The sequence below is a fragment of the Xanthomonas sp. A1809 genome, from assembly GCF_017746015.1.
GTDB lineage: Bacteria > Pseudomonadota > Gammaproteobacteria > Xanthomonadales > Xanthomonadaceae > Xanthomonas > Xanthomonas euvesicatoria.
In genome coordinates, this window is record NZ_JAGHWZ010000005.1 from 217,527 (window position 1) to 238,851 (window position 21,325).

Genomic DNA, 21,325 nt, shown 5'->3' on the forward strand with positions numbered 1-21,325 from the left:
GGTGACCGCTGGCCGCTCGCGCTTGTGGAATGCTGGGCGCGAAACCAGTGTTTATGCGCCTCGAATGCCGCCTGAGGCGCACTGCGCCAACCCGGCGAATGACCAGCGCGCGATCACCTCACCCCATCTGCGTACAGGCCAGTGGCGCAGTCGCGCGGCGGCGTTGCAACTGCACGCTCCATAGCGCCATGCCCAGCCCGATGGCACTCAACAGCGCGGCCACCCAGGGCGTTGCGGCCAGGCCCGCCTGCGTGGCGATCACCACGCCACCCAGCCATGCGCCCAGCGCATTGCCCAGGTTGAAGGCGGCGATGTTGAGGCTGGAGGCCAGGTTCTGGCCGGCGCCACGCGCGTGTTCCAGCACGCGCAACTGCAGTGGCGCCACGGTGGCAAAGGCGGCCACGCCCAATAGCCCGACAAAGGCCACCATGGCGGCCTTGCTGTGCAGGACACACCCCAGCGCGCCGAGCACCACCACCAGGGCGGCCAGGCTACCCAGCAGGGCCGCGGTGGGGCGACGATCTGCCAGCCGGCCACCGAGCAGATTGCCGACGATCATGCCCACGCCGAACACCAGCAGCACCGGCGACACTGCCGATTGCGCAAGGCCGGTGACCTGCAGCAGCAGCGGCTGGATGTAGGTGAACACCGCGAACACGCCGGCGTAGCCCACCACCGTGATCGCCAGCGCCAGCAGCACCTGCCCCCGCTGCAACACCGCCATTTCCTGCCGCCACGACACCGGCGTGGCAGCACCTGCCGTGGCCGGTACCCACACCGCGACCGCGGCAGTGGCCAGCACGCCGATCGCTGCCACCGCCCAGAAGGTCGCGCGCCAGCCCAGTTGCAGGCCCAGCCAAGCACCGGCCGGGACCCCGAGCAAGGTGGCCACGGTCAGCCCGGCGAACATCAGCGAGATGGCCGATGCACGGCGTTCGGCCGGCACCAGCGACGTCGCCACCACGGCGCCGACGCCGAAAAACGTGCCGTGGGCCAGCGACGTCAGCACCCGCGCGAGCATCAGGCTGGTGTAGTCCGGCGCCAGCGCGCAGGCCACGTTGCCGACGGTGAAGATCAGCATCAGCCCGATCAGCACCGCCTTGCGCGGCAGGCGTGCGCTGGCCAGGGTCAGCACCGGCGCACCGACGAACACGCCCAGCGCATAACCGCTGATCAACAGGCCTGCCGCGCTGAGCGAAACGCCCAGATCGGCGGCCACCTGCTGCAGCAGCCCCATGATCACGAATTCGGTCGTGCCAATGCCGAAGGCACCGATGGTCAATGCCAGCAATGCCGGCGGAAAGCGCGACGCACGCGCAGAGGTGAGATTGGACATGGGCATGGCCAGGGAGGACTGCGCACAGCCTGCGCCCTGCGTTTACTTACAGAAAGCCCTGCTATCCTGATTCACTTTCAAGCAATCATTGACAATCGCATGGACCGTCTTGGCGATATTGCCCTGTTCTTGCGCGTGCTCGACCTGGGCTCGATCACCGCAGGCGCGCGTAGCCTGGATCTGTCGGTGGCGGTGGCCAGCCAGCGTCTCAAGCGCCTGGAACGCGAATTGGGCGTGCGCCTGCTGCACCGGACCACGCGCCGCCTGCATCCCACTGCCGAAGGGCAGCGGCTGGCCGAACGTGGCCGCGTGCTGGTGGAAGATCTGGACGCGCTGGCCGAGGATCTGCGCGAAAGCGCGCACGACGTGGGTGGCGTGCTGCGCATGACCATGTCCGCCTCATTCGGGCGGCAATACGTGTCGCCGCTGCTGCCGGAATTCCAGGCCCGCCATCCGCGCCTGCGCATCAGCGCGCACCTGAGCGACGACCTGGTGGACCTGGTCAAACAGGGCTTCGATCTGGCGATCCGGATCGGACCACTGGAGGACTCCGGGCTGGTGGCCCGGCGCATTGCCGACAACCGCCGTACCCTGGCGGCCTCGCCCGCCTATCTGCAGCGTCACGGCATACCGCGCACGCCGGACGAACTTGCACAGCACGCCGGCGTGCTGCTGATGGGCCGTGACGGCCGCCAGGACGTGTGGACATTGCAAACGCCCGACGGTGGGCTGGTGCGCGTGCGCATGCAGAGCCGCTTCGAAAGCAACTTCGGCGAGCTGGTGCGCGACGCCGTGGTCGCCGGCCAGGGCATCGCGGTGCATTCGTACTGGCACATCGCCGACGAATTGCGCAGCGGCCGCCTGGTCGAAGTGATGCGCGACTACCCCCCGCCCACCTCGCACATCAGCGCAGTGACGCCGGCGCGCCAGCTGCAACCGCCGCGCGTGCGTGCGTTCGTGGATTTCCTGCTGGAGCGGCTGGGCGAGCAGCCGCCTTGGGACCTGGCGACATAACGCCGCCGCGCGCATAGGACCGGCCGGCACCGGCGGTTGCCGTGCGGAAGGCGCTGCAGCGAAACGCGCCTGCCGCGACTGCGAGCAGGTGTAGGGCGCCGTTTGCGGCATGCCAGTCACCTTCGGAAACGGCGGCATCGATGCATGGTCGCTGCGTCTCACGCGCCCCGACTGCGCGACTGGCTGGCGGCCCGAACGCGCAGCCTTCGGTCGCATGAGGTGACTGGCGAGCTGCTGCATCGTGCTATCGGCATGACCGTGCACGACCACAAGCTGAGGCCGGCAGCGTGCGCAACCGCCGAGGCAATCGCTCCCGCAGATCAACGCCCGCCGCGCAGCAGGCGTTTGTGCAGGCTACGCCGCTGCGCATCGCTCAATAGATGTCCATGCGTCCGCAACAGCCCCAGGATCTGCAGATGCGCCTGTGCGGTGCGCCGCGCCAATTCGGTGGCGGCAGCGGCTTGGAGCCGCTTCCACTCTGCCGGGCTGGTCGGCGTTGGAAAGCTGGAACGTTTTGCGGGCATGGCAGCAAGTGAATGCGAGAGACCTCGCCATGATACGGCCGGCCTGTGATCGCCCTATCAGGGCCGACGCAGTTCACGCGCAGGCGGCCACGACTGCTGCCGCGCTGTCCATCGGGCGCAAGCCCACCGCCCGCGCGATGGACCTTGCCGCCCACACCACCTGCACTCTTGTACGATCGGTGCCCTCGCGGCCGGGCCGCATCGCATCGTCGACGGGTTTTCGCATGTCTTCGCTGACCGAATTGAGCACGATCTTGCTGCGTCATGCGCCTGGCGACGGCATGCATCCCACGCAGATCGCCCGATTGCAGATCATGCGTAGCGCAGCGCCGACAGTGGCCATGCCCACTGTCTATACACCCATGCTGTGTCTGGTGGCGCAAGGCCGCAAGCAGGCAATGCTGGGCGCGCAGGCGTATGTCTATCACCCGCAGATGTACCTGGTGGCGTCGGTGGATCTGCCCATCGTCGGCTCGGTGATCCAAGCCAGCAGCGCGCAACCGTATCTGTGTTTCTGCCTGGACCTGGACACCGCGGTGCTCAGCGAGCTGGCGATCAATCATCCGGAACTGGTGGACACGCAGCGCGATGCGGCATCGGCCGGGCTGCTGCTCAATCGCAGCACGCCGCAGTTGCAGGACGCAGCGTTACGGCTGGCGCGCCTGCTCGATCGACCGCATGAAATTGCCGCGCTCGCTCCCCTGATCGTGCGCGAACTGTTGTACCGCCTGATGGCCGACCCGGCCAATGCGGCAGTGCGCCAGATGGCCATCGCCGACAGCCGGCTCAACCAGATTTCCAGGGCCATCGTGTGGTTGCGCGAGCACTATGCGCAGCGCTTCAGCATCGAGCAGATCGCCGATCTCTCGGCGATGAGCCGCTCCACCTTCCATGCGCATTTCAAGGCGGTGACCACGATGACGCCACTGGAATACCGCTCGCAGCTGCGCGTGCACGAAGCGCGCCGCCTGATGGTCGCCGAGGCGCTGACCGCTGCCGACGCCGGCTTCCGGGTTGGCTATGAGAGCGCATCGCAGTTCAGTCGCGACTATGCACGCATCCTCGGCATCTCGCCCGCGCGCGATGCGCAACGGCTGCGTGCCAACGCGCAGGACGCCACCGAAGCGGCGTGAGGTCTGCCGGGCGCAGCGCGGGCCGCGCAGCAGCCCCGGCAATCCGCCGCAGCGTCCACTCACGCCGAGGCGGCACCGTCACCGCGCCAGCATCGGCATCACCGCTGTCTACTCAGCCGCATATTGCGCTTCGCTCACCTGCTCCAGCCAGGTGACGGGCGTGCCGTCCTGCGATTCGGTAATGGCGATATGCGTCATCGCCACGTTGGCATTGGCGCCGTGCCAATGCTTGACGCCGGGCGGAATCCACACGATATCGCCCGGGCGGATCTGCTGCGCCGGCTTGCCCCACTCCTGCACGCGCCCGGCGCCGGCGGTCACGATCAGCGTCTGGCCCAGCGGATGGGTATGCCATGCGGTGCGCGCGCCCGGCTCGAAGGTGACGGTGGCGCCGCCGACGCGTGCCGGTGCGTCGGCCTGGAACGGTGCATCGATGCGCACCTTGCCGGTGAAATACGCGGCCGACCCCACTGCCGACGGCGCCCCACCCGCCTTGCTCACCCTGATCGGTCTCGCGGCCTCATCAGGAACCACGGCGGCCATCATCGACAATGACATTGCAGTCGCGAACAGATTCATTGCAGTGCTCCTTGATTCGAGTGTTCGAACTGTAGCGCGCTTGCCCGAGGCCACTAACCGGCTAACCGCGCATGCTCCCAGAAACACGGCGCATCAATCCGCAGCGCCGCGGAGTGCCTGCTGCTGCATTGAAGCCATCACGCACATTCGCGCATGATGCAGCCGCATGAATGGCATGCCTGACGCGGGCATTGGTGGCAATGGCACGGGAAAATCTCAATGACCTGCAGGTGTTCGTCACGGTAGCGCGCGAAGGCAGCTTCACCCGTGCCGCCGCGCAACTGGGCCTCTCGCAGTCGGCACTCAGCCACACCGTGCGCGCACTGGAGACGCGGCTGGGCATTCGCCTGTTGACCCGCACCACGCGCAGCGTGGCGATGACCGAAGCCGGGGCACGCCTGTTCGAAACCGTGGCACCGCGCCTGGAAGAGATCGACGCGCAGTTGTCCGCGCTCACCGACTTCCGCGACAAGCCGGCCGGCACCATCCGCATCACCACCGCCGGCCATGCCGCCGATGCCTACATCTGGCCGGCATTGTCGAAGGTGCTGCCAGACTACCCGGACCTCAAGGTCGAACTGACCGTCGACTACGGCCTGGCCGACATCGTTGCAGAACGCTACGACATCGGCATCCGGCTCGGCGATCAGGTCGCCAAGGACATGATCGCGGTACCGATCAGCCCGATGCAGCGCATGGCTGTGGTGGCAGTGCCGGGGTATTTCGTGCACCACACCATCCCGGCAGTACCGGCCGATCTGGCGCAGCACAATTGCGTCTGTCTACGCCTGCCCACCCACGGCGGTTTGCTGCCGTGGGATTTCGACAAGGACGGGCGCGAAGTGAAGGTGCGCGTGGACGGGCAATGGACCTTCAATGGCAGCAGCGCCATCCTGCGCGCTGCACTGGCAGGCGGCGGCCTGGCCTTTCTGCCGGAGACCATGGTGCTGGAGCACGTGGCCGCCGGGCGGCTGCGCCGCGTGCTGGAAGACTGGTGCGAGCCGTTCGCAGGCTATTACGCCTACTACCCCAGCCGCCGCCAATCCTCCAGCGCGCTCAAGGTCGTGATCGATGCATTGCGGCACGATCTGGTGCGTTGACACGCTCGTACAGAGCGTGCCCGGGCGCGATGACGCGTGCGGCAGGCAAGACCGCTGACGTTATTTGCCGATGAGTTTCTGCCGCTCCGGGCTGTAACGCGCACCGACAATCGCCACCGCATCCAGCGCCTGCTGGAGACGCGCAAGCTCCTCGCTACTCAAGGTCAATGCAGCACCGCGCAGATTTTCGTCAAGGCGATGCAGCTTGGTGGTGCCGGGAATCGGCACGATCCATGGTTTGCGCGACAGCAACCACGCCAACGCCACCTGCGCCGGCGTGGCGGCCTTGTCGGCTGCAATGGCCTGGATGCGTTCGACCAGCGCCTGATTGGCCTGCCGCGCCTCGGCAGCGAACCGCGGAACCTGATTGCGGAAATCGTCGGCGGAAAATTGCGTGTCGGCTCGGATGGCACCGGTCAAAAATCCCTTGCCGAGCGGACTGAATGGCACAAAGCCGATCCCGAGTTCTTCCAGCGTTGGCAGCACACTGGTTTCCGGCTCGCGCCACCATAGCGAGTACTCGCTCTGCACTGCGGTCACCGGCTGCACCGCGTGTGCGCGCCGGATGGTATCGGCGGACGCTTCGGACAAGCCGAAATGCATCACTTTGCCTTCGGCGATCAAGTCCTTGACCGTGCTCGCCACTTCTTCGATCGGCACCGCCGGGTCCACGCGATGTTGATAGAACAGGTCGATACGGTCGGTCTTCAGACGCGTCAGGCTGGCCTCGGCCACCGCACGGATGCGTTCGGGACGGCTGTCCAGCCCGGCGTCGGCTTGCCCTTCCTTGAAGCCGAACTTGGTCGCAATCACCAGCGTCTCGCGCTGCGCCGACAGCGCTTCACCCAGCAACGTCTCGTTGGCGAAGGGCCCGTAAGCCTCGGCCGTATCGAAGAAGGTAACGCCGCGCTCCACTGCCGCATGCAGCAAGGCGACAGCCTGCTTGTGCGCGGTCGCCGGCCCGTAGCCATAACTCAGGCCCATGCAGCCCAGCCCCAGCGCAGACACACGTAATCCGCTGTTTCCCAACTGTCGTGTTTGCATCGTTTGCTCCCGCGGCAACGGCCGCATCGAATGAGTCCGCCGCAGACAACAACACCGCTGCAGCACCGATGCGCCACGATAGTCCGGTGCCACAGGCGCATTGCACAGCGGGCGACGCTAAGCCTTATGAGCGACCCTCATCAACGCGCAGGCTGACCGTAGGATCTGCGCACGAGACGACGACGGCGCGCTACCGACGCCAGCCATCCAGCGCGCCGCCCTGCTGCCGCAACTAGAACCCGCTGGGCACCTCGCGCTTGCGATCCGCCTCAACCAGTGCAGATGCGGGACGATACGCACGCAGGAACAACGCCACCGCGCCGCTGACATACGCATCCAGCTGCACCGATTGCGCCTCTGGCGCATCGCCGCGCGCGGCAGCGGTGGCCGGCCGCCCGGTCATCAATCCGAAAAAATGCACCGATGCATCGGGCAGGTTGTCGATCACCAATGCGCCGCGTTGCACCTCGCGCGCCAATAGCGTGCGCATCATGGTGTCGTAGCGCTCGAAGCACAGCGTCCACATTTCCTCGCGCACCTGGCCAGGCAGCAGTGGCGGGCGTACCAGGCCATACGCGGCATCATCCCGCATGCTGCTGGCAGACACGCGCAGCACTGCATCGGCTACCGCAGTCAGGCGTTGCTCCAGCGGCCCCTGCAGCTCCAGCAAGGCCGTCCAGCGATTGGGCGAGGCCTGCGCCAGCGCTTCCAGGGTGGTGCGGAACAGCACCTCCTTGGACGCGAAATGCGCATATACCGTGGCCTTGGACACCATCGCGCGCTCGGCGATGGTGTCCATGCTGGTCCTGTCGAAGCCGTGCTGCTGAAACAGCACGCGTGCCGCCGCCAGGATGGCGCCACGCTTGTCGTGCGGCGCACGCCTGGGCGCAACCGACGGTGCGTCGTCATCCACGCGGCGGCTCCGTTGCCGGGGCCGCGGCGGCAGTGGGCGCTGCGCTTTGCAGCCAGCCCCCGCCCATGGCCTTGTAGAACGTCACCAGGTTGGTGAAGCGCGACAGCTGGGTGTTGATCAAGGTCTGCTGCGCGCTGTACAGCGAACGCTGCGCATCCAGCGCCTGCAGATAGCTGTCGATGCCGCGTTCGAAACGCGCCTGCGACAATCGGTAGCTATCGGCAGTGGCATCCACCAGCGCTTGCTGGGCCTGCAGTTGCCTGCCCAGCGTGTCGCGCTGCGCCAACGCGTCGGAGACCTCGCGGAACGCGCTTTGGATCGACTTTTCGTAGCGCGCCACCTCGATATCGCGGTTGGCCTTGGCCATGTCCAGATTGGCGCGATTGCGCCCGGCATTGAAGATCGGCAAGGTCAGCGTGGGCACGAAGCTCCAGGCGCGCGTCCCGGCATCGAATAGCCTGGACAGGCTACTGCTGGACGAACCGGTCGATGCGGTCAGGCTGATGCTGGGGAAGAACGCTGCCCGCGCCGCACCGATATTGGCGTTGGCCGCACGCAAGTTGCGCTCGGCTTCCAGAATGTCGGGGCGACGTTGCAGCAACTGAGACGGCAAGCCGGCCGGCACGCTGGCCAACACATTGCCTTCCACGCTCGCGTTGTCGGGCAGTGCATGCGGCAGCAATTCCACCGGCACTTGCGTGCCGACCAGCAGCACCAGGGCATTGCGATCCTGCGCCACCTGCGCGGTGTAGCGCTCCACATCCACGCGTGCGGTTTCCACCGTGGTCTGCGCCTGACGCAAGGTCAGTTGCGAGGCCGCACCCAGTTCGAAGCTGCGCTGCTGCAGGCGATAACTGTCGCTCTGGCTGGCCAGGGTGGATTGCGCCAGCTGCAGCAACTGCTGGTCGGCCGCCAAGGTCAGATAGGCGGTGGCCACTTCTGCCACCAGGCTGATATGCGTACTGCGGCGTGCCTCGGCGGTGGACAGGAATTGCTGCAACGCCTGTTCCTTCAGGCTGCGCACGCGGCCGAACAGGTCCAGCTCATAGGCACTGACGCCGATATTGGCGCTGTAGGTGCGGAACACCTGCGGCTGGCCGGGAATGGCAAGCTCCGAGGGCGTGCGCGCATTGTTGGCGGTGCCGGTGCCCTCGATGGCGGGCAGCAGCGCGGCGCGGTCCACCCGATATTGCGCGCGTGCCACCTCGATATTGAGCGCGGCCACGCGTAGGTCGCGGTTATTGTCCAAGGCCAGCGCAATCACCTGCTGCAGCGCCGGGTCGGTGAAGACCTGGCGCCAGCCGATATCGGCAATGTACGCGGCGTCGGCGGCGCTGCCGCTATCGGCAGTGGCAGCCGGAGGGGCTGCCGACACGTCGGTGCCGGCAAATTGCGCTGGCACCGGTGCGTCGGGCCGTGTGTAGCGCGGCATCAGCGTGCAACCGGACAGCACGCTGGCCACGCCAAGCGCGCAGAGTGTCGTGCGAATCGTGGTCATGTCAGTGTCCTGTCGGTTGCGGTGCGGGCGAGGCAGGCTGTGGACGGCGCTGGAACAGGCCGCACACCAGCACGAAGAACAGCGGCACGAAGAAGATCGCCAGCACCGTGCCGGAGAGCATGCCGCCGATCACCGCCGTGCCCAGCGCGTGCTGCGCGCCGGCGCCGGCGCCACTGGTCAACACCAGCGGCACCACGCCGAGGATGAAGGCCAGCGAGGTCATGAGGATCGGCCGCAAGCGCATGCGCGCCGCTTCCAATGCTGCAGCCACCAGGCTCTTGCCGCCCTCGTGCAATTCCCTTGCGAACTCCACGATCAAGATCGCGTTCTTCGATGCCAGGCCAATGGTGGTGAGCAAGCCCACCTGAAAGTACACATCGTTCATTTTCCAGGTCAGCATCGCTGCCAGCAGCGTGCCGAACACGCCCAGCGGCACTACCAGAATCACCGAGAACGGAATCGCCCAGCTTTCGTACAACGCGGCCAGGCACAGGAACACGATCAGGATCGAGACGCTGTACAACAGCCCGGTCTGACCGGACGAGGCTTTTTCCTGCCGCGACAACCCGGTCCACTCGAAACCGATGCCCGGAGGCAGCTTGGCGGCTGCGGCTTCGACGATCTGCATCGCCTCGCCGCTGGAGGCCGCACCCGGCAACGCCATGCCCAGGATCTCCATCGACGGCACGCTGTTGTAGCGCTCCAGGCGCGGCGAGCCGGATTGCCAGCTTGCCGTGGCGAAGGCGTTGAACGGCACCATGGTGCCGGCGCTGTTGCGCACGAACCAATGGTCGATGTCCTGCGGGTTCATGCGGTAGGGCGCATCGGCCTGCAGCATCACCTTCTTGACCCGGCCCTTGTCGATGAAGTCGTTGACGTAGGTGCTGCCCCATGCGCTGGAAAAGGTATCGTTGATGTCGGAGATCGACACGCCCATCGCCTGCGCTTTATGCGGGTCGATTTCCAGCTTGAACTCCGGCGTGTCTTCCTGGCCATTCGGGCGCACCGCCACCAGGCGCTTGTCTTGCGACAGTTCGGCCAGCAATTGATTGCGCGCCTGCATCAGCGCTGCGTGACCCAGGTTGGCGCGGTCCTGCAGCATCAGATCGAAGCCGGTGGCATTGCCCAACTCCGACACCGCAGGCGGCGCGAACGCAAACACCTTGGCATCGCGGATACCGGCAAAAAATGCCCCGGCCCTGGCCGCCACGTCGGTGACGCTCTGGCCCTTGCCGGTGCGCTCGTCCCACGGCCGCAACTTGACGAAGGCAAAGCCCACGTTCTGGCCGCTACCGGCAAAACTGAAACCGGTCACGGCGAAGACACCGGCAACAGACTCCTTCTGGTCGACCAGGAAATGATGCTCCACCTGCTTGAGCACCTCGCTGGTGCGCGCGTTGGTGGCACCGGGCGGCAACTGCACCAGCACGAACAAGGTGCCCTGGTCTTCGTCCGGCAGGAATCCCACCGGCAATTTCATGAACCCGAACACCACCAAGGCCAGCAACGCCGCGTAGGCGAGCATGTAGCGCCAGCCCTTGCCAAGCATGTGCCGTACCACGCCCTGGTAGCCGGTGTTGCCGCGATCAAACAGGCGGTTGAACCAACCGAAGAACCCGGTGGTCGCCAGGCCGTGGCCCTTGTGCACCGGCTTGAGCAAGGTGGCGCACAAGGCCGGGGTCAGGATCATCGCCACCAGCACCGACAAGGTCATCGCCGAGACGATCGTGATCGAAAACTGCCGGTAGATCACACCGGTGGATCCGCTGAAAAACGCCATCGGGACGAACACCGCCGCCAGCACCAGCGCCACGCCGATCAACGCGCCGGAAATCTGGTCCATCGATTTCCGCGTGGCGTCCTTGGGCGACAACTGCTCCTCGCTCATCACGCGTTCGACGTTTTCCACCACCACGATGGCATCGTCCACCAGCAAACCGATCGCCAGCACCATCGCGAACATGGTCAGGGTATTGATGGTGAAACCGAACGCCGCAAGCACGCCGAAGGTGCCCAGCAGCACCACCGGCACCGCAATGGTCGGGATCAGGGTGGCGCGGAAGTTCTGCAGGAACAGGTACATCACCAGGAACACCAGCACCACCGCTTCCACCAGCGTGTGCACCACCTGTTCGATGGAGATGCGCACGAACGGCGTGGTGTCGTACGGCTTTTGCACCTTCATGCCGGGCGGGAAGAACTTTTCCTGCTCTTCCAGGCTCTTGTCGATCGCGCGCACCGTGTCCAGCGCATTGGCGCCGGTCGCCAGCTTGATCGCCAGACCGGCGGCCGGCTTGCCGTTGTAGCGGCCCACCGTGTTGTAGCTTTCGCTGCCCAGCTCGATGCGCGCCACATCGCCCAAGCGCACCTGCGAGCCATCGGACTGCGTGCGCAGCAGGATGTTTTCGAATTGCTCGGCGGTCTTCAGCCGGGTCTGTGCAGTGATGGTGGCGTTGAGCTGCTGGTTGGCCACCGCCGGCAACGCGCCCAACTGGCCGGCGGAAATCTGCGCGTTCTGCGCCTGGATCGCGTTGCGCACATCCACGGGCGTGAGGCTGAAATTGCTCAGCTTGTTGGGGTCCATCCACACCCGCATCGCGTACTGCGAACCGAACAAGGTGGTGTCGCCCACGCCTTCGACGCGGCTGATGGTTTCCTGCACGTTGGCAGCCACGTAATCGGACAGGTCCGAATCGCTCATGCTGCCGTCTTCGGACGTAAAGGCCAGCACGTTGAGGAAGTTGGTGGCCGACTTGGTCACCGTCACGCCCTGCTGCTGCACTTCCTGCGGCAACAACGGCGTGGCCAGCGACAACTTGTTCTGCACCTGCACCTGCGCGGTGTCCGGATCGGTGCCGTTTTCGAAGGTCAGGGTGATGGTCACCGCCCCGCTGGATTCGCTGGTAGACGCCATGTAGCTGAGGCGGTCCAGCCCCTTCATCTTCTGCTCGATGACCTGGGTGACGGTGTCTTCCAGCGTCTGCGCCGAGGCGCCCGGGTAGTTGGCGGTGATGGCGACTGCCGGCGGTGCGATGCTGGGGTATTGCGCGATCGGCAAGGTGGCGATGGACAGGATGCCGGCCAGCATCACGATGATGGCCAACACCCAGGCGAAGATCGGACGATCGATGAAGAAACGTGCCATGACGTGTGATCCCGCCTTAGTTGGCCGCACGCGGTGCGGTCGCGGCGGCAAGACCGGCAGCATTGCCGGCGGCGGGTGTGGCCTTGGGCTGCCACGGCACGGTCTTGACCACGATGCCATCGCGTGCGCGCGATGCGCCTTCGACGACCACCTGCTCGCCGGGCTTCAGGCCGCTGCGCACCAGCCACTGGTCGCCCACCGCGCGATCGGTCTCCAGCACCCGCAACTGCAGCTTTTGGTCGGCGCCGACGACAAAGGCCGTGGGTTTGCCCGCGCCGTTGCGCGAGACCGCCTGTTGCGGCACCAGCATGCCCTGCTCCTTGACGCCTTCCTGCAGCACCGCGCGCACGTACATGCCTGGCAACAGCTCGGCGTTCGGGTTGGGGAAGACCGCGCGCAGGGTGATCGAGCCGGTGTTCTGGTCGACGGTCACGTCGGAGAACGCCAGGTGCCCCTGCAACGGGTAGGTGCTGCCGTCTTCCAGCAACAGCGACACCTTGGCCGCACCGTCGCCGGCTTGTTCCAGATCGCCGCGCGCCATCGCCTGCCGCAGGCGCAACACCGCACTGCTGGGCTGGGTGACGTCGATGTAGATCGGGTCCAGCTGCTGGATGGTGGTCAGCGCCGTGGCCTGGTTGGCGGTCACCAGCGCACCCGGGGTCACGCTGGAGCGGCCGATGCGTCCGGAGATGGGTGCGTCGAGCCGCGCAAACGCCAGGTTGATGCGCGCGGTTTCCACGCTCGCCTTGCCGGCTGCCACGTCGGCCTTGGCCTGGCCTAGCGCGGCATCGGTGTCGTCGCCTTCCTGCTGGCTGATCGCCTTGATCTGCGCCAGTTCCTTGTAGCGCTCGGCCTTGAGCTGCGCGGTGCGCAGGGTCGCCTCGGCCTTGGCCAGGGACGCCTGCGCGCTGGCATAGCTGGCGCGGTACTGGGCCGGATCGATCTGGTACAGGGTCTGGCCAGCCTTGACGTCGCCGCCTTCGGTGAACTGGCGCGACTGGATGATGCCGCCCACCTGCGGACGAATTTCGGAGATCAGGTACGGAACAGTGCGCCCCGGCAATTCGGTGGTGAGCGTCACCGGTTGCTGCTTGACGGTCAGCACGCCCATTTCCGGAGTGCCTTCCTGCGGCGGCGGGCCTCCCGGTGGGCTGCCGCAGGCACTGAGCAGGGCGGTGGCGGCAACGGCAACAGCAACAGCAAGCAACGACAGGCGAAACGAGGCATGAGCACGCACGGGCAGTCTCCGCAGGAGGTGTGATGATTAAATCTAAACGGTACGGTTCGGTATCCTAATAAGCACATCCGTGGCCGTCAAGCATTTCTGCCCAGTCGGTATACTTATGAATTATTGGGAGAACCTGATGCGGGTCAGAACCGAAGAAAAACGCGAGGCCATCGTCCAGGCAGCCAGCGAGGTCTTCCTCGAGCTGGGCTTCGAGGGCGCGTCGATGTCGCAGATCGCCGCCCGCGTAGGCGGCTCCAAGCGCACGCTGTATGGCTACTTTCCGTCAAAGGAAGAGCTGTTCGTGGCCGTTGCCAAGGACATGTCCGACCGCTATTTCGACCCATTGCTGCATGCGCTTTCGCAAAGCAGCGGCCCGGTCGATGAGGCTCTGCAGCGCTTCGGCGAGGATGTGCTGACCTTCCTGTGCGCCCCGCCCAACATCACCAGCTGGCAGACCATCATCGGGGTATCCGGCAGATCGGCGGTCGGCGCACTATATTTCAGCGCCGGCCAGGAAGAAGGCATACAGCGCTTCGCCGAATACCTGCAGGCACAGGTGGATTGCGGCCTGCTCCATTGCCAAGACACCCTGCTTGCCGCCCACCAGTACGCGGCCTTGCTGGAATCGGAAACCTTGATGCCCTGCCTGTTTGGCGCACTCAAAGACCCCACGCCCGAGTTTCTGCGCGACGCGACGCGACGTGCGGTGCAGACGTTTCTGGCCGCGTATGGCGGCAAGGCAGGCAAGGCGGCGTGACGCCCTTTGCGACTTCACTGCATTGCACTGCGCCACGAGGCGCAGTGCGCGCATACGGACGCCAGGCCTGCAGTCCACTCAGGCGCCTAACTGCCCTGCCGCGCCGCTGGCTTGAGCGCAGCAGCATCATCACCGCATGACGCAACCGGGCAGCGAGGCTGCGCTGTACGGCCGGCACAGGAATGCTGCTGCAGCGATTGAACGGTGTTGCGCTTGCGCTTGAACACGTTGCCATCGCACGCATGTTGCCGCCCGGGCATTGCGCAACCAGCACCTTGGAACAGGCCGCGTCGAGGCACGACCTAGCGGCTGGTTACTCCGCCACTGCGCATTTCGCGCACAGGCCATGCACTTCCAGCGTCTGTGCCTGCGGCTGGAAACCCAGCGCCTTGGCGCGGGCTTCCAGTTGCGACACCACGTCGCGATCTTCCAGCTCCACCGCGCTGTGGCAGCGGTCGCAGATCAGGAACGGCACCGAATGCTGGGCGCTGTTGGGGTGGTGGCAGGCGACGAACGCATTGACCGATTCGAGCTTGTGCACGAAGCCGTTGGCCATCAGGAAATCCAGCGCGCGGTACACCGTGGGCGGGGCGTCGGCGCCGACGCCCTTGCCTTCGCGCACCCAGTCCAGCAGTTCATAGGCCTTGACCGGCTTGCCGGCGTCGGCGATCAGCCGCAGCACGTTCGCGCGGATCGGCGTCAGCCGCAGGCCGCGTTCGCTGCAGGCACGCTCCACCGCGCGCACGAAACCGTTGGCATCGTCGACGTGGTGATGCGGTGCAGTGCAGGCGAGATCTGGTGCGTGGGTGTGCTTGGTCATACAGGCTCCGGCGTCAGGCCGCTCCAATCTTGATGAGTGCCGCATCGATGCGTTTCAAGGCACCCTCGCGTCCGGCCAGGTACACCGTTTGCGAAATATCCGGGCTGACCTGGGTGCCGGTGATGGCCACGCGCAGCGGCTGGGCGATCTTGCCCATGCCCAGTTCCAGCGCGGCAGCAGCGTCGTGCAGCGCAGCCGAGACGTTTTCGACGCTCCACGCATCCACGGCAGCCAGCAGCTCGCGCGCCTTGCCCAGCGGCACCTCGGCGCCAAGCTTGAGGTGTTTCATCACCGCCGCTTCGTCATAGGTTTCCAGCGGCTGGTACCAGACCACGGCTTTTTCGGCCATTTCCTTCAAGGTCTGCACGCGCTCGCGCAAGGCCACCACCACATCGGCGGCGGCCGGGCCGGCGGCGATGTCCACACCGAGCTTGGCAAGCTGGTATTCCAACTGCGGGGCGATGCTGGCCGGGTCGTCGGTCTTCAGATAATGCTGATTGACCCAGCCGAGCTTGGCCATGTCCAGGCGCGCGGCCTTGGAATTGACGTCCTTGACGTCGAACAGGTCCAGCAATTCCTGCCGGGTGAACAGCTCCTGGTCGCCATGCGACCAGCCCAGGCGCGCCAGGTAATTGATCAGCGCATGCGGCAGATAGCCGGCGTCCTTGTACTGCATGACGTCGGCCGCGCCGGTGCGCTTGGACAGCTTGGCGCCCTGCTCGTCCAGGATCATCGGCATGTGCGCGAACCTGGGCACCGGTGCGCCCAGTGCTTCGTAGATATTGATCTGGCGCGGGGTGTTGTTGATGTGGTCGTCGCCGCGGATCACCTCGGTGATGCCCATGTCCCAGTCGTCCACCACCACCGCGAAGTTGTAGGTGGGGAAGCCGTCCGGGCGGAAGATCACCATGTCGTCGAGCTCGCTGTTGGCGATCTCGATGCGCCCCTTGATCAGGTCCTCGAACACCACCGTGCCGCCGACGGGATTCTTGAAGCGGATGACCCGGTTGGGGTCGTCGCGATACGGCAGGTTCTGCTCGCGGGCAGCGCCGTTGTAACGCGGCTTTTCCTGCTTGGCCATGGCGGCCTCGCGCATGGCGTCGAGTTCTTCGCGGGTTTCGTAGGCGTAATACGCCTTGCCCTGCGCGAGCAACTGCTCGGCAACCTCCTGGTAGCGCGCGATGCGCTGGGTCTGGTAGATCGGGCCTTCGTCGTAGCCCAGGCCCAGCCAGTCCATCGCTTCCAGGATGGCGTCGATGGCCGCCTGGGTGCTGCGCTCGCGGTCGGTGTCTTCGATGCGCAGCACGAACTGCCCGCCGCGGTGACGTGCCTCCAGCCAGCAATACAGGGCGGTGCGGGCGCCGCCGATGTGCAGGTAACCGGTGGGACTGGGGGCGAAACGGGTGCGGCAGGTCATGGAGCGCTCGGCGGACGGGAGTCGGCCGATTTTACCTTGCGCGGCGTGGCCCTGCCCGGCCCGTGGCTCAGCGGTTGCGCAGCAGGTCGCCGTACACCACGCAATCGCCGCCGCTGCGTGCCGTGCCCGGGGCGTCGTACAGCACCAGCCAGGTGGGAATCTTGCCGGCCAGGTGCCTGGGCAGGTTGCAGATGGCCTCGGCGCGGTCGCAATCCTTGCCATGCGGCAGCACTGCCGATTCCAGCAGGTCGTGCTGAAAGCGCACCGGTGCGCGGTTGGCGGCCAGCACGGTGCGCGCATCCGGCCATTTGAACAGGCGAATCTCGCCATTCAGCACCATTGTCGGCCCGGCGAGCAGGTACAGATCGTCGCCGGAATAATGCAGGTCGCGAATGCCCAGCCCGCCCAATTGCAGGAAGTGCTTGCGCAGCAGGGTGCCGTCTTCGTCCAGCGGTGCCAGGCGCAGATGGTCGCCATGCGCTTCCACCTGGATCTCCAGCATTGCCGACCAGCCACGCAGCACCGGCCCACGCAGGCCCAGCAGCAAGCGCTGGCCATCGACCACGATGCCTTCGATATCGAAGCCGTTGTCCTTGCCGGGAATCTTCAGGAACGGGCCGAAATGCGGGTCGTCGGCCAGCAGGTCGGTGAGTTGGTTGTGCTTGGCATCGCCCTTGAGGCGAAGTGCGCGGCGGCCGTCGGCGGCTTGGCGTACCAGCTGCGGGCTGCCGTCTTGCGCCTGCTCGATCGGCAGGCAGGCAAGCAAGCGGCGGTTGCCATCGAGCTTCAACTTGGTCAGGCGTTTCGCGTTTTCGGCGTCGTCGCGGCCGCGCTTGGCGTTCTTGCGCTTGCTGCCGTGCGAACCGACGACCCACAAGAATCCGTCCGACAGGCCCATGCCCTCCAGGTCGGCTTCCTCGCCGTCTTCGCCCGGCAGATCCAGCAGGTCAGCCAACGGAAAGCTCTGCCCTTCGCCGAAGCGCAGCGTCTCGCGCCGTACCGGATCGAGCTTGCGCAGCCGATCCACCGCGCAGGCTTCGTCGCCGGCCACCCACAGCCAATCGTCGGTGAAGGCGGCGCCGGACAGATTGCTGTGCACCAGCGCACCGGGCGCGAATTCGAGCCTGACGCTATGCGGAATCAGGGTTTTCTTGGCCATGGGCACCTAGGATGAGGGATCAACCGAACGCGGCCAGCTTGGCACGCACCACATCGGCCGCCAACTGCCCCGGCCAATCGCGGTCGTTGGCCACCTGCGCCTGCGCGCGGCTGGCCTCGAACGCCGCAAAGTCCAACTCGGCCAGTGCCCACACCGTCTCGCCCTGGGTCTGCGCCAGCACGCCGTCGGCGGGGAAGCCGACATCCATCGGCGCAAACACCGCCGCCTCGCCGGTATTGATGTCCAACGCCGGGCTCCACGGCGCTTGGCCTGCAGTCACCGATTGCGCGACGAACACGCGGTTTTCCAGCGCGCGCGCCAGGCAGCCGATGCGCACGCGCATGGCGCCGGCGGCGGTGTCGGTGCAGCTGGGCACGATCAACAACCGTGCACCGGCCTCGTATTGCGCACGCACCGGCAGCGGGAACTCGCTGTCGTAGCAGATCGCGATCGCGGCGCGAATGCCGTCCAGTTCGAACACCTTCAGTTCCTCGCCCGGCTCGATCAGCCCGGTGGCCTTTTCGAAACCGGTGAGCTGCAACTTGTCCTGCCAGCCGTGCAGGCCCTCCGGGGTGAACCAGTCGCTGCGATTGCGGTAGCGGCCGTGCCCCAGATCCAGCAGAAAACTGCCGGCAATCAGGTGCAGCCGATGTTCCCGCGCCAGGTCGGCAAACAGTTCCAGCCACGGCGCGCGCAGCGCCTGGATGGCCGCCAGCGATTCGGGCAGGCCGGCAGAAATCTGCGTGTCGAACGTTGCGCCCAGTTCCAGCGACAGATATTCGGGCAGCACCACCACCCGCGCACCGGCAGCGGCGGCTTCGGCGATCAGGGCCGACTGGCGCGCCGCAAACGCGGCGAAGTCGACTGGCTTGCCGATGGGGTATTTGGCAACGGCAATTTTCATCTGGTGGCCTTTGGGGTGTTGGATCGAAGCGGCGAAGCAATCAGACCAGCTCGCCAACGCATTGTGCAGCGATCTTGCAGACCGCTCGTGATGCTTGTCGGTGGCTGTAGGGCGCTGGCCGCGCTCACTGCGACAACGCACGTGTCCACACAACCAAGCTGTGGTCGATCTCGCCATGTTGCAACTCCGCCCACTGCAGGTGCACGCGCATGCCCGGCTGCGGGGCGTAGCCACGTTTGCGCCAGAACGCATCGTTGGGACGGTAATCGGCTGGTTGGCGCGGGTCGTCGGGCGCGCGTTCCACCGAACAGAACGCGGTCGATGCAAAGCGGCCCAACGCGCGTGCATGCGCTTCGCGCCGGTCGAAAAATGCATGACCGATACGCTGCCCGCGATACGCCGGCAGCAGCACCGATTCGCCGAAATAGAACACGCCGGCCGGATCGATGCCTGCCGCACGGAACGGTGCGTGGAACGCGTCGCTGTCATCGAGCAGCGGCAAACCGGTCGATGCACCGATCACCGCATCGCCATCGCGCGCCAGCACGAAGACGCTGTCCGGCGATGCCGCATAGGCCGCCAGATAGTCGCGCTCGTATGCGGCATCGCCTTGGTACAGATACGGCCATGCGCCGAACACGCTGATGCGCAGCTGCGCCACTGCATCCAGATGCGGCAGCACCTGCGTGCCGCGCACCGTTTCCACCATTAACGAGGAGCCAGCCATGCCGCCATGGTAAGCCAGCAAGGCGTGGCTGCAATGCGATGCTTCAACGCAGCCAATGACCATGGTTCGAAATGCAGGTCTGCGGTTGTTGCCACAGCAACCACACCGCCGCTTCGTCGGTGGCCAGCAGTACCCCGAGCAGCGCATCGGTGCTGCGTGCCCAGTAGCTGCCATTGCTCAGCCGTTGCCACGGCCCATAGCTGTGTGCCCGGGCGTGGCCGGTACGGGTGTGCTGCTGCGCTGCCGCCTGCAGGAACGCATGCCCGCCGCTGCGCAGTTGCTGCGCGGTGCGTGCGTGCAGCTGCAGGCCCACCACCCCGCGGCGCCTGTCGCGGTTTAGCGGCAAGGCCGACAGCGCCGAGCTCTCCCAAACGTGCGGCAGCGCTGCGGGAAGCAGCGCCACCGTGTCGATACCGGCGGGCAGCAAACGCTGCGCGCGCCGGTGCAAGTGTGCCTGCGTCAGCATGCCGGGCTCAGCGCAGGCTATTGCCAAGCTCGTACCAATCGAGCTTGCGGGTGACCCACATGATGCTGGCCAGGATGCCGAACAGCAGCAACGATCCCATCAGCAGCGCGTTGTCCTCGGAGATCAACAGGCTGTAAAGCACCGCGTACAAGGCGGTGAGCATCACCGAGAAGCCAGCCGCACGGACCCAACTGCGCAACACGCCGGACAGATAGAAGAACTGCAGGCCGATACACGCCGCCGCCGACACCAGATAGGCCTGCCAGAACGCGATGTGTTCGGAAAGGCTGAGCAACAGCAGGAAGAAGATCGCCAGCGCCAGGCCCACCAGCAGGTACTGCAACGGATGGATGGGCAGGCGCTTGATCAGCTCGAACAGCACGAAGGCCACGAAGGTCAGCACCACGAACAAGATGCCGTACTTGCTGGCGCGGTCGGCCTGGGTATACACGTCCACCGGGTCGACCAGGCGCACTTCCAGCGTATCCAGCGCCGCATGGCTGGACTGCAACTGGGTCTGCGCACCGGTGGCCAGCGACGACAGCGACCAGCTCGCATCGAAGCCCTTCGGCCCGATGCTCGGCACATTCGGCAGGAAGCGGCCGCCGAAGGACGGGTGCTGCCAGTCCGAGCGCAGGGCGATGTCGTTGTTGTCGGCGATCGGCGCGATGGCCAGCCGGCGCGTGCCGTCCAGCACGAACTGCATGTCCACCACGTTGCCGTCCTGCAGCCGGCCGGCGAGCGGGTCGGCCAGCGGACCCAGTTGGGCGTGGATGCCGGCCGAACGGTCGGCCAGTGCGCCTGCGCCGCTCTCCAGCGCCAGCGCGCGACCATCGACCTGCAAGCGCGGCGTGCCGACCAAGCCGCGCACGTCGGAAATACCGATTGCCAGATACGGCTGGCCATACACACGGGTCGGCGCAGCCGCGTAGTCGAAGGGGTCGTACTCGGCATGCAAGGTGGCCTTCCAGGAATACACCTGCACGCGGTACAAGCCCACCTCGCGCACCGAGGGCACCATTTCGCCGCTGAGTTTCAGGCGACGCGGCGTTTGCAGCAGCGTACCTTCGCGCTTGCGCCAGACCTTGCGCTGGTTGCCCTGCTCGTCCGGCTCGGTGACCTGCACGTCTTCGGTATACGGCAGCACCCGCACCGGCGCGATGAACTGCTGCTCGCCGGCCTTGCTCTGCGCTACCCGCTCCACCGCCTCGTCGCGGTAGCGCGCCCGGTCCTGCACCGCGCCACGGATCAGGAGCAGCGGAATCAACAACAGCAGGATCAGCCCGCCGATGGTGGCGAACCGCAACAACAGTTTCAGGGATTTCATCGGCCATCCTCATCTTGGGAGGTGGCCAGGGTGCGCTGCGCCGGTGTCGGCGGTTTGAGGCGAATTTGAAGCGAATGTGAAGTGGGCAACCCGGACATCCGGCGACCGGCACTGTGACGCATTGACGAAATGCGGCTTTCAACGCTCCAAAGTGCCACCCCTGCCCAAAACGAGCTTCCGTTTGATCGGCAGCACTTCGCCTGGCCGCCGCACGCAGCGACTTCACGCGTAACG

Annotated in this window: 19 protein-coding genes; 4 read left to right on the forward strand and 15 right to left on the reverse strand. The window is 66.0% G+C overall.

The window, feature by feature from the left end; translation table 11 throughout:
- Nucleotides 1-118 precede the first annotated feature (118 nt).
- On the reverse strand, nt 119-1,336 hold the full coding sequence (locus J7396_RS07330) for an MFS transporter (protein ID WP_136732763.1): 1,218 nt from the start codon (nt 1,334-1,336) through the stop codon (nt 119-121).
- Between the two features lie 99 nt (nt 1,337-1,435).
- Here J7396_RS07330 and J7396_RS07335 point away from each other — a divergent pair, with 99 nt between their 5' ends.
- On the forward strand, nt 1,436-2,350 hold the full coding sequence (locus tag J7396_RS07335; RefSeq protein ID WP_209261240.1) for a LysR family transcriptional regulator: 915 nt from the start codon (nt 1,436-1,438) through the stop codon (nt 2,348-2,350).
- 320 nt (nt 2,351-2,670) lie between these two features.
- On the opposite strand, the gene J7396_RS07340 is transcribed toward J7396_RS07335, so the two are convergent.
- Complete coding sequence (locus J7396_RS07340; protein WP_014090619.1) at nt 2,671-2,874, reverse strand: hypothetical protein; 204 nt, start codon at nt 2,872-2,874, stop codon at nt 2,671-2,673.
- A gap of 224 nt (nt 2,875-3,098) precedes the next feature.
- Between J7396_RS07340 and J7396_RS07345 the strand changes: the two genes are divergently transcribed.
- Nucleotides 3,099-4,007: an AraC family transcriptional regulator gene (locus tag J7396_RS07345; protein ID WP_011348053.1), complete on the forward strand. Its 909-nt coding sequence runs from the start codon at nt 3,099-3,101 to the stop codon at nt 4,005-4,007.
- A gap of 108 nt (nt 4,008-4,115) precedes the next feature.
- On the opposite strand, the gene J7396_RS07350 is transcribed toward J7396_RS07345, so the two are convergent.
- Nucleotides 4,116-4,586, reverse strand: a complete 471-nt coding sequence (locus tag J7396_RS07350) for a cupin domain-containing protein (RefSeq protein WP_031423492.1) — start codon at nt 4,584-4,586, stop codon at nt 4,116-4,118.
- Between the two features lie 200 nt (nt 4,587-4,786).
- Between J7396_RS07350 and J7396_RS07355 the strand changes: the two genes are divergently transcribed.
- On the forward strand, nt 4,787-5,686 hold the full coding sequence (locus J7396_RS07355; protein ID WP_057681465.1) for a LysR family transcriptional regulator: 900 nt from the start codon (nt 4,787-4,789) through the stop codon (nt 5,684-5,686).
- Nucleotides 5,687-5,746: 60 nt separating this feature from the next.
- Here the strand turns inward: J7396_RS07355 and J7396_RS07360 are convergent, their stop codons facing one another.
- The 5 genes from J7396_RS07360 to J7396_RS07380 all read right to left on the reverse strand — a co-directional run bounded on the left by J7396_RS07360 (nt 5,747) and on the right by J7396_RS07380 (nt 13,523).
- Nucleotides 5,747-6,730: an aldo/keto reductase gene (locus J7396_RS07360; RefSeq protein WP_209261241.1), complete on the reverse strand. Its 984-nt coding sequence runs from the start codon at nt 6,728-6,730 to the stop codon at nt 5,747-5,749.
- A gap of 232 nt (nt 6,731-6,962) precedes the next feature.
- Nucleotides 6,963-7,643, reverse strand: coding sequence for a TetR/AcrR family transcriptional regulator (locus J7396_RS07365; protein WP_209261242.1), 681 nt, complete (start codon nt 7,641-7,643; stop codon nt 6,963-6,965).
- Nucleotides 7,636-9,141 (reverse strand): efflux transporter outer membrane subunit, encoded by a 1,506-nt coding sequence (locus J7396_RS07370; protein ID WP_055026674.1) that lies wholly within the window; start codon nt 9,139-9,141, stop codon nt 7,636-7,638. Before J7396_RS07370 ends, J7396_RS07365 begins: the two co-directional genes overlap by 8 nt.
- A 1-nt stretch (nt 9,142) precedes the next feature.
- Nucleotides 9,143-12,286: an efflux RND transporter permease subunit gene (locus J7396_RS07375; RefSeq protein WP_209261243.1), complete on the reverse strand. Its 3,144-nt coding sequence runs from the start codon at nt 12,284-12,286 to the stop codon at nt 9,143-9,145.
- Nucleotides 12,287-12,302: 16 nt separating this feature from the next.
- Entirely contained in the window at nt 12,303-13,523 is a 1,221-nt protein-coding gene (locus J7396_RS07380) for an efflux RND transporter periplasmic adaptor subunit (protein WP_209261244.1), read from the reverse strand.
- Between the two features lie 106 nt (nt 13,524-13,629).
- Here J7396_RS07380 and J7396_RS07385 point away from each other — a divergent pair, with 106 nt between their 5' ends.
- Nucleotides 13,630-14,271, forward strand: a complete 642-nt coding sequence (locus tag J7396_RS07385; protein WP_008576090.1) for a TetR/AcrR family transcriptional regulator — start codon at nt 13,630-13,632, stop codon at nt 14,269-14,271.
- Between the two features lie 313 nt (nt 14,272-14,584).
- Here J7396_RS07385 and J7396_RS07390 read toward each other — a convergent pair whose 3' ends face one another.
- The 7 genes from J7396_RS07390 to creD all read right to left on the reverse strand — a co-directional run bounded on the left by J7396_RS07390 (nt 14,585) and on the right by creD (nt 21,091).
- Nucleotides 14,585-15,091 (reverse strand): transcriptional repressor, encoded by a 507-nt coding sequence (locus J7396_RS07390; RefSeq protein ID WP_005912830.1) that lies wholly within the window; start codon nt 15,089-15,091, stop codon nt 14,585-14,587.
- Between the two features lie 13 nt (nt 15,092-15,104).
- On the reverse strand, nt 15,105-16,508 hold the full coding sequence (gene gltX, locus J7396_RS07395) for a glutamate--tRNA ligase (protein ID WP_031423501.1): 1,404 nt from the start codon (nt 16,506-16,508) through the stop codon (nt 15,105-15,107).
- Nucleotides 16,509-16,575: 67 nt separating this feature from the next.
- A complete protein-coding gene (locus J7396_RS07400) occupies nt 16,576-17,667 on the reverse strand; it encodes a DUF3616 domain-containing protein (protein WP_122272540.1) in 1,092 nt (363 codons plus the stop codon).
- A gap of 19 nt (nt 17,668-17,686) precedes the next feature.
- A complete protein-coding gene (locus tag J7396_RS07405) occupies nt 17,687-18,571 on the reverse strand; it encodes a carbon-nitrogen hydrolase family protein (protein WP_071118051.1) in 885 nt (294 codons plus the stop codon).
- Nucleotides 18,572-18,695: 124 nt separating this feature from the next.
- Nucleotides 18,696-19,298, reverse strand: a complete 603-nt coding sequence (locus tag J7396_RS07410; protein WP_209261245.1) for a GNAT family N-acetyltransferase — start codon at nt 19,296-19,298, stop codon at nt 18,696-18,698.
- A 43-nt stretch (nt 19,299-19,341) separates the two neighbouring features.
- Nucleotides 19,342-19,764, reverse strand: a complete 423-nt coding sequence (locus J7396_RS07415) for a hypothetical protein (protein ID WP_209261246.1) — start codon at nt 19,762-19,764, stop codon at nt 19,342-19,344.
- 7 nt (nt 19,765-19,771) lie between these two features.
- Nucleotides 19,772-21,091 (reverse strand): cell envelope integrity protein CreD, encoded by a 1,320-nt coding sequence (creD, locus tag J7396_RS07420; RefSeq protein ID WP_122272538.1) that lies wholly within the window; start codon nt 21,089-21,091, stop codon nt 19,772-19,774.
- Between the last annotated feature and the right edge of the window lie 234 nt (nt 21,092-21,325).

Bases quoted from the DNA above. Each gene is read 5' to 3' on its own strand.
- J7396_RS07390 (WP_005912830.1), bottom strand. From the start codon at position 15,091: ATGACCAAGCACACCCACGCACCAGATCTCGCCTGCACTGCACCGCAT.
- J7396_RS07385 (WP_008576090.1), top strand. From the start codon at position 13,630: ATGAATTATTGGGAGAACCTGATGCGGGTCAGAACCGAAGAAAAACGC.
- J7396_RS07375 (WP_209261243.1), bottom strand. From the start codon at position 12,286: ATGGCACGTTTCTTCATCGATCGTCCGATCTTCGCCTGGGTGTTGGCC.
- J7396_RS07350 (WP_031423492.1), bottom strand. From the start codon at position 4,586: ATGAATCTGTTCGCGACTGCAATGTCATTGTCGATGATGGCCGCCGTG.
- creD (WP_122272538.1), bottom strand. From the start codon at position 21,091: ATGAAATCCCTGAAACTGTTGTTGCGGTTCGCCACCATCGGCGGGCTG.
- gltX (WP_031423501.1), bottom strand. From the start codon at position 16,508: ATGACCTGCCGCACCCGTTTCGCCCCCAGTCCCACCGGTTACCTGCAC.
- J7396_RS07400 (WP_122272540.1), bottom strand. From the start codon at position 17,667: ATGGCCAAGAAAACCCTGATTCCGCATAGCGTCAGGCTCGAATTCGCG.
- J7396_RS07330 (WP_136732763.1), bottom strand. From the start codon at position 1,336: ATGTCCAATCTCACCTCTGCGCGTGCGTCGCGCTTTCCGCCGGCATTG.
- J7396_RS07335 (WP_209261240.1), top strand. From the start codon at position 1,436: ATGGACCGTCTTGGCGATATTGCCCTGTTCTTGCGCGTGCTCGACCTG.
- J7396_RS07345 (WP_011348053.1), top strand. From the start codon at position 3,099: ATGTCTTCGCTGACCGAATTGAGCACGATCTTGCTGCGTCATGCGCCT.
- J7396_RS07360 (WP_209261241.1), bottom strand. From the start codon at position 6,730: ATGCAAACACGACAGTTGGGAAACAGCGGATTACGTGTGTCTGCGCTG.
- J7396_RS07355 (WP_057681465.1), top strand. From the start codon at position 4,787: ATGGCACGGGAAAATCTCAATGACCTGCAGGTGTTCGTCACGGTAGCG.
- J7396_RS07415 (WP_209261246.1), bottom strand. From the start codon at position 19,764: ATGCTGACGCAGGCACACTTGCACCGGCGCGCGCAGCGTTTGCTGCCC.
- J7396_RS07370 (WP_055026674.1), bottom strand. From the start codon at position 9,141: ATGACCACGATTCGCACGACACTCTGCGCGCTTGGCGTGGCCAGCGTG.
- J7396_RS07410 (WP_209261245.1), bottom strand. From the start codon at position 19,298: ATGGCTGGCTCCTCGTTAATGGTGGAAACGGTGCGCGGCACGCAGGTG.
- J7396_RS07340 (WP_014090619.1), bottom strand. From the start codon at position 2,874: ATGCCCGCAAAACGTTCCAGCTTTCCAACGCCGACCAGCCCGGCAGAG.
- J7396_RS07405 (WP_071118051.1), bottom strand. From the start codon at position 18,571: ATGAAAATTGCCGTTGCCAAATACCCCATCGGCAAGCCAGTCGACTTC.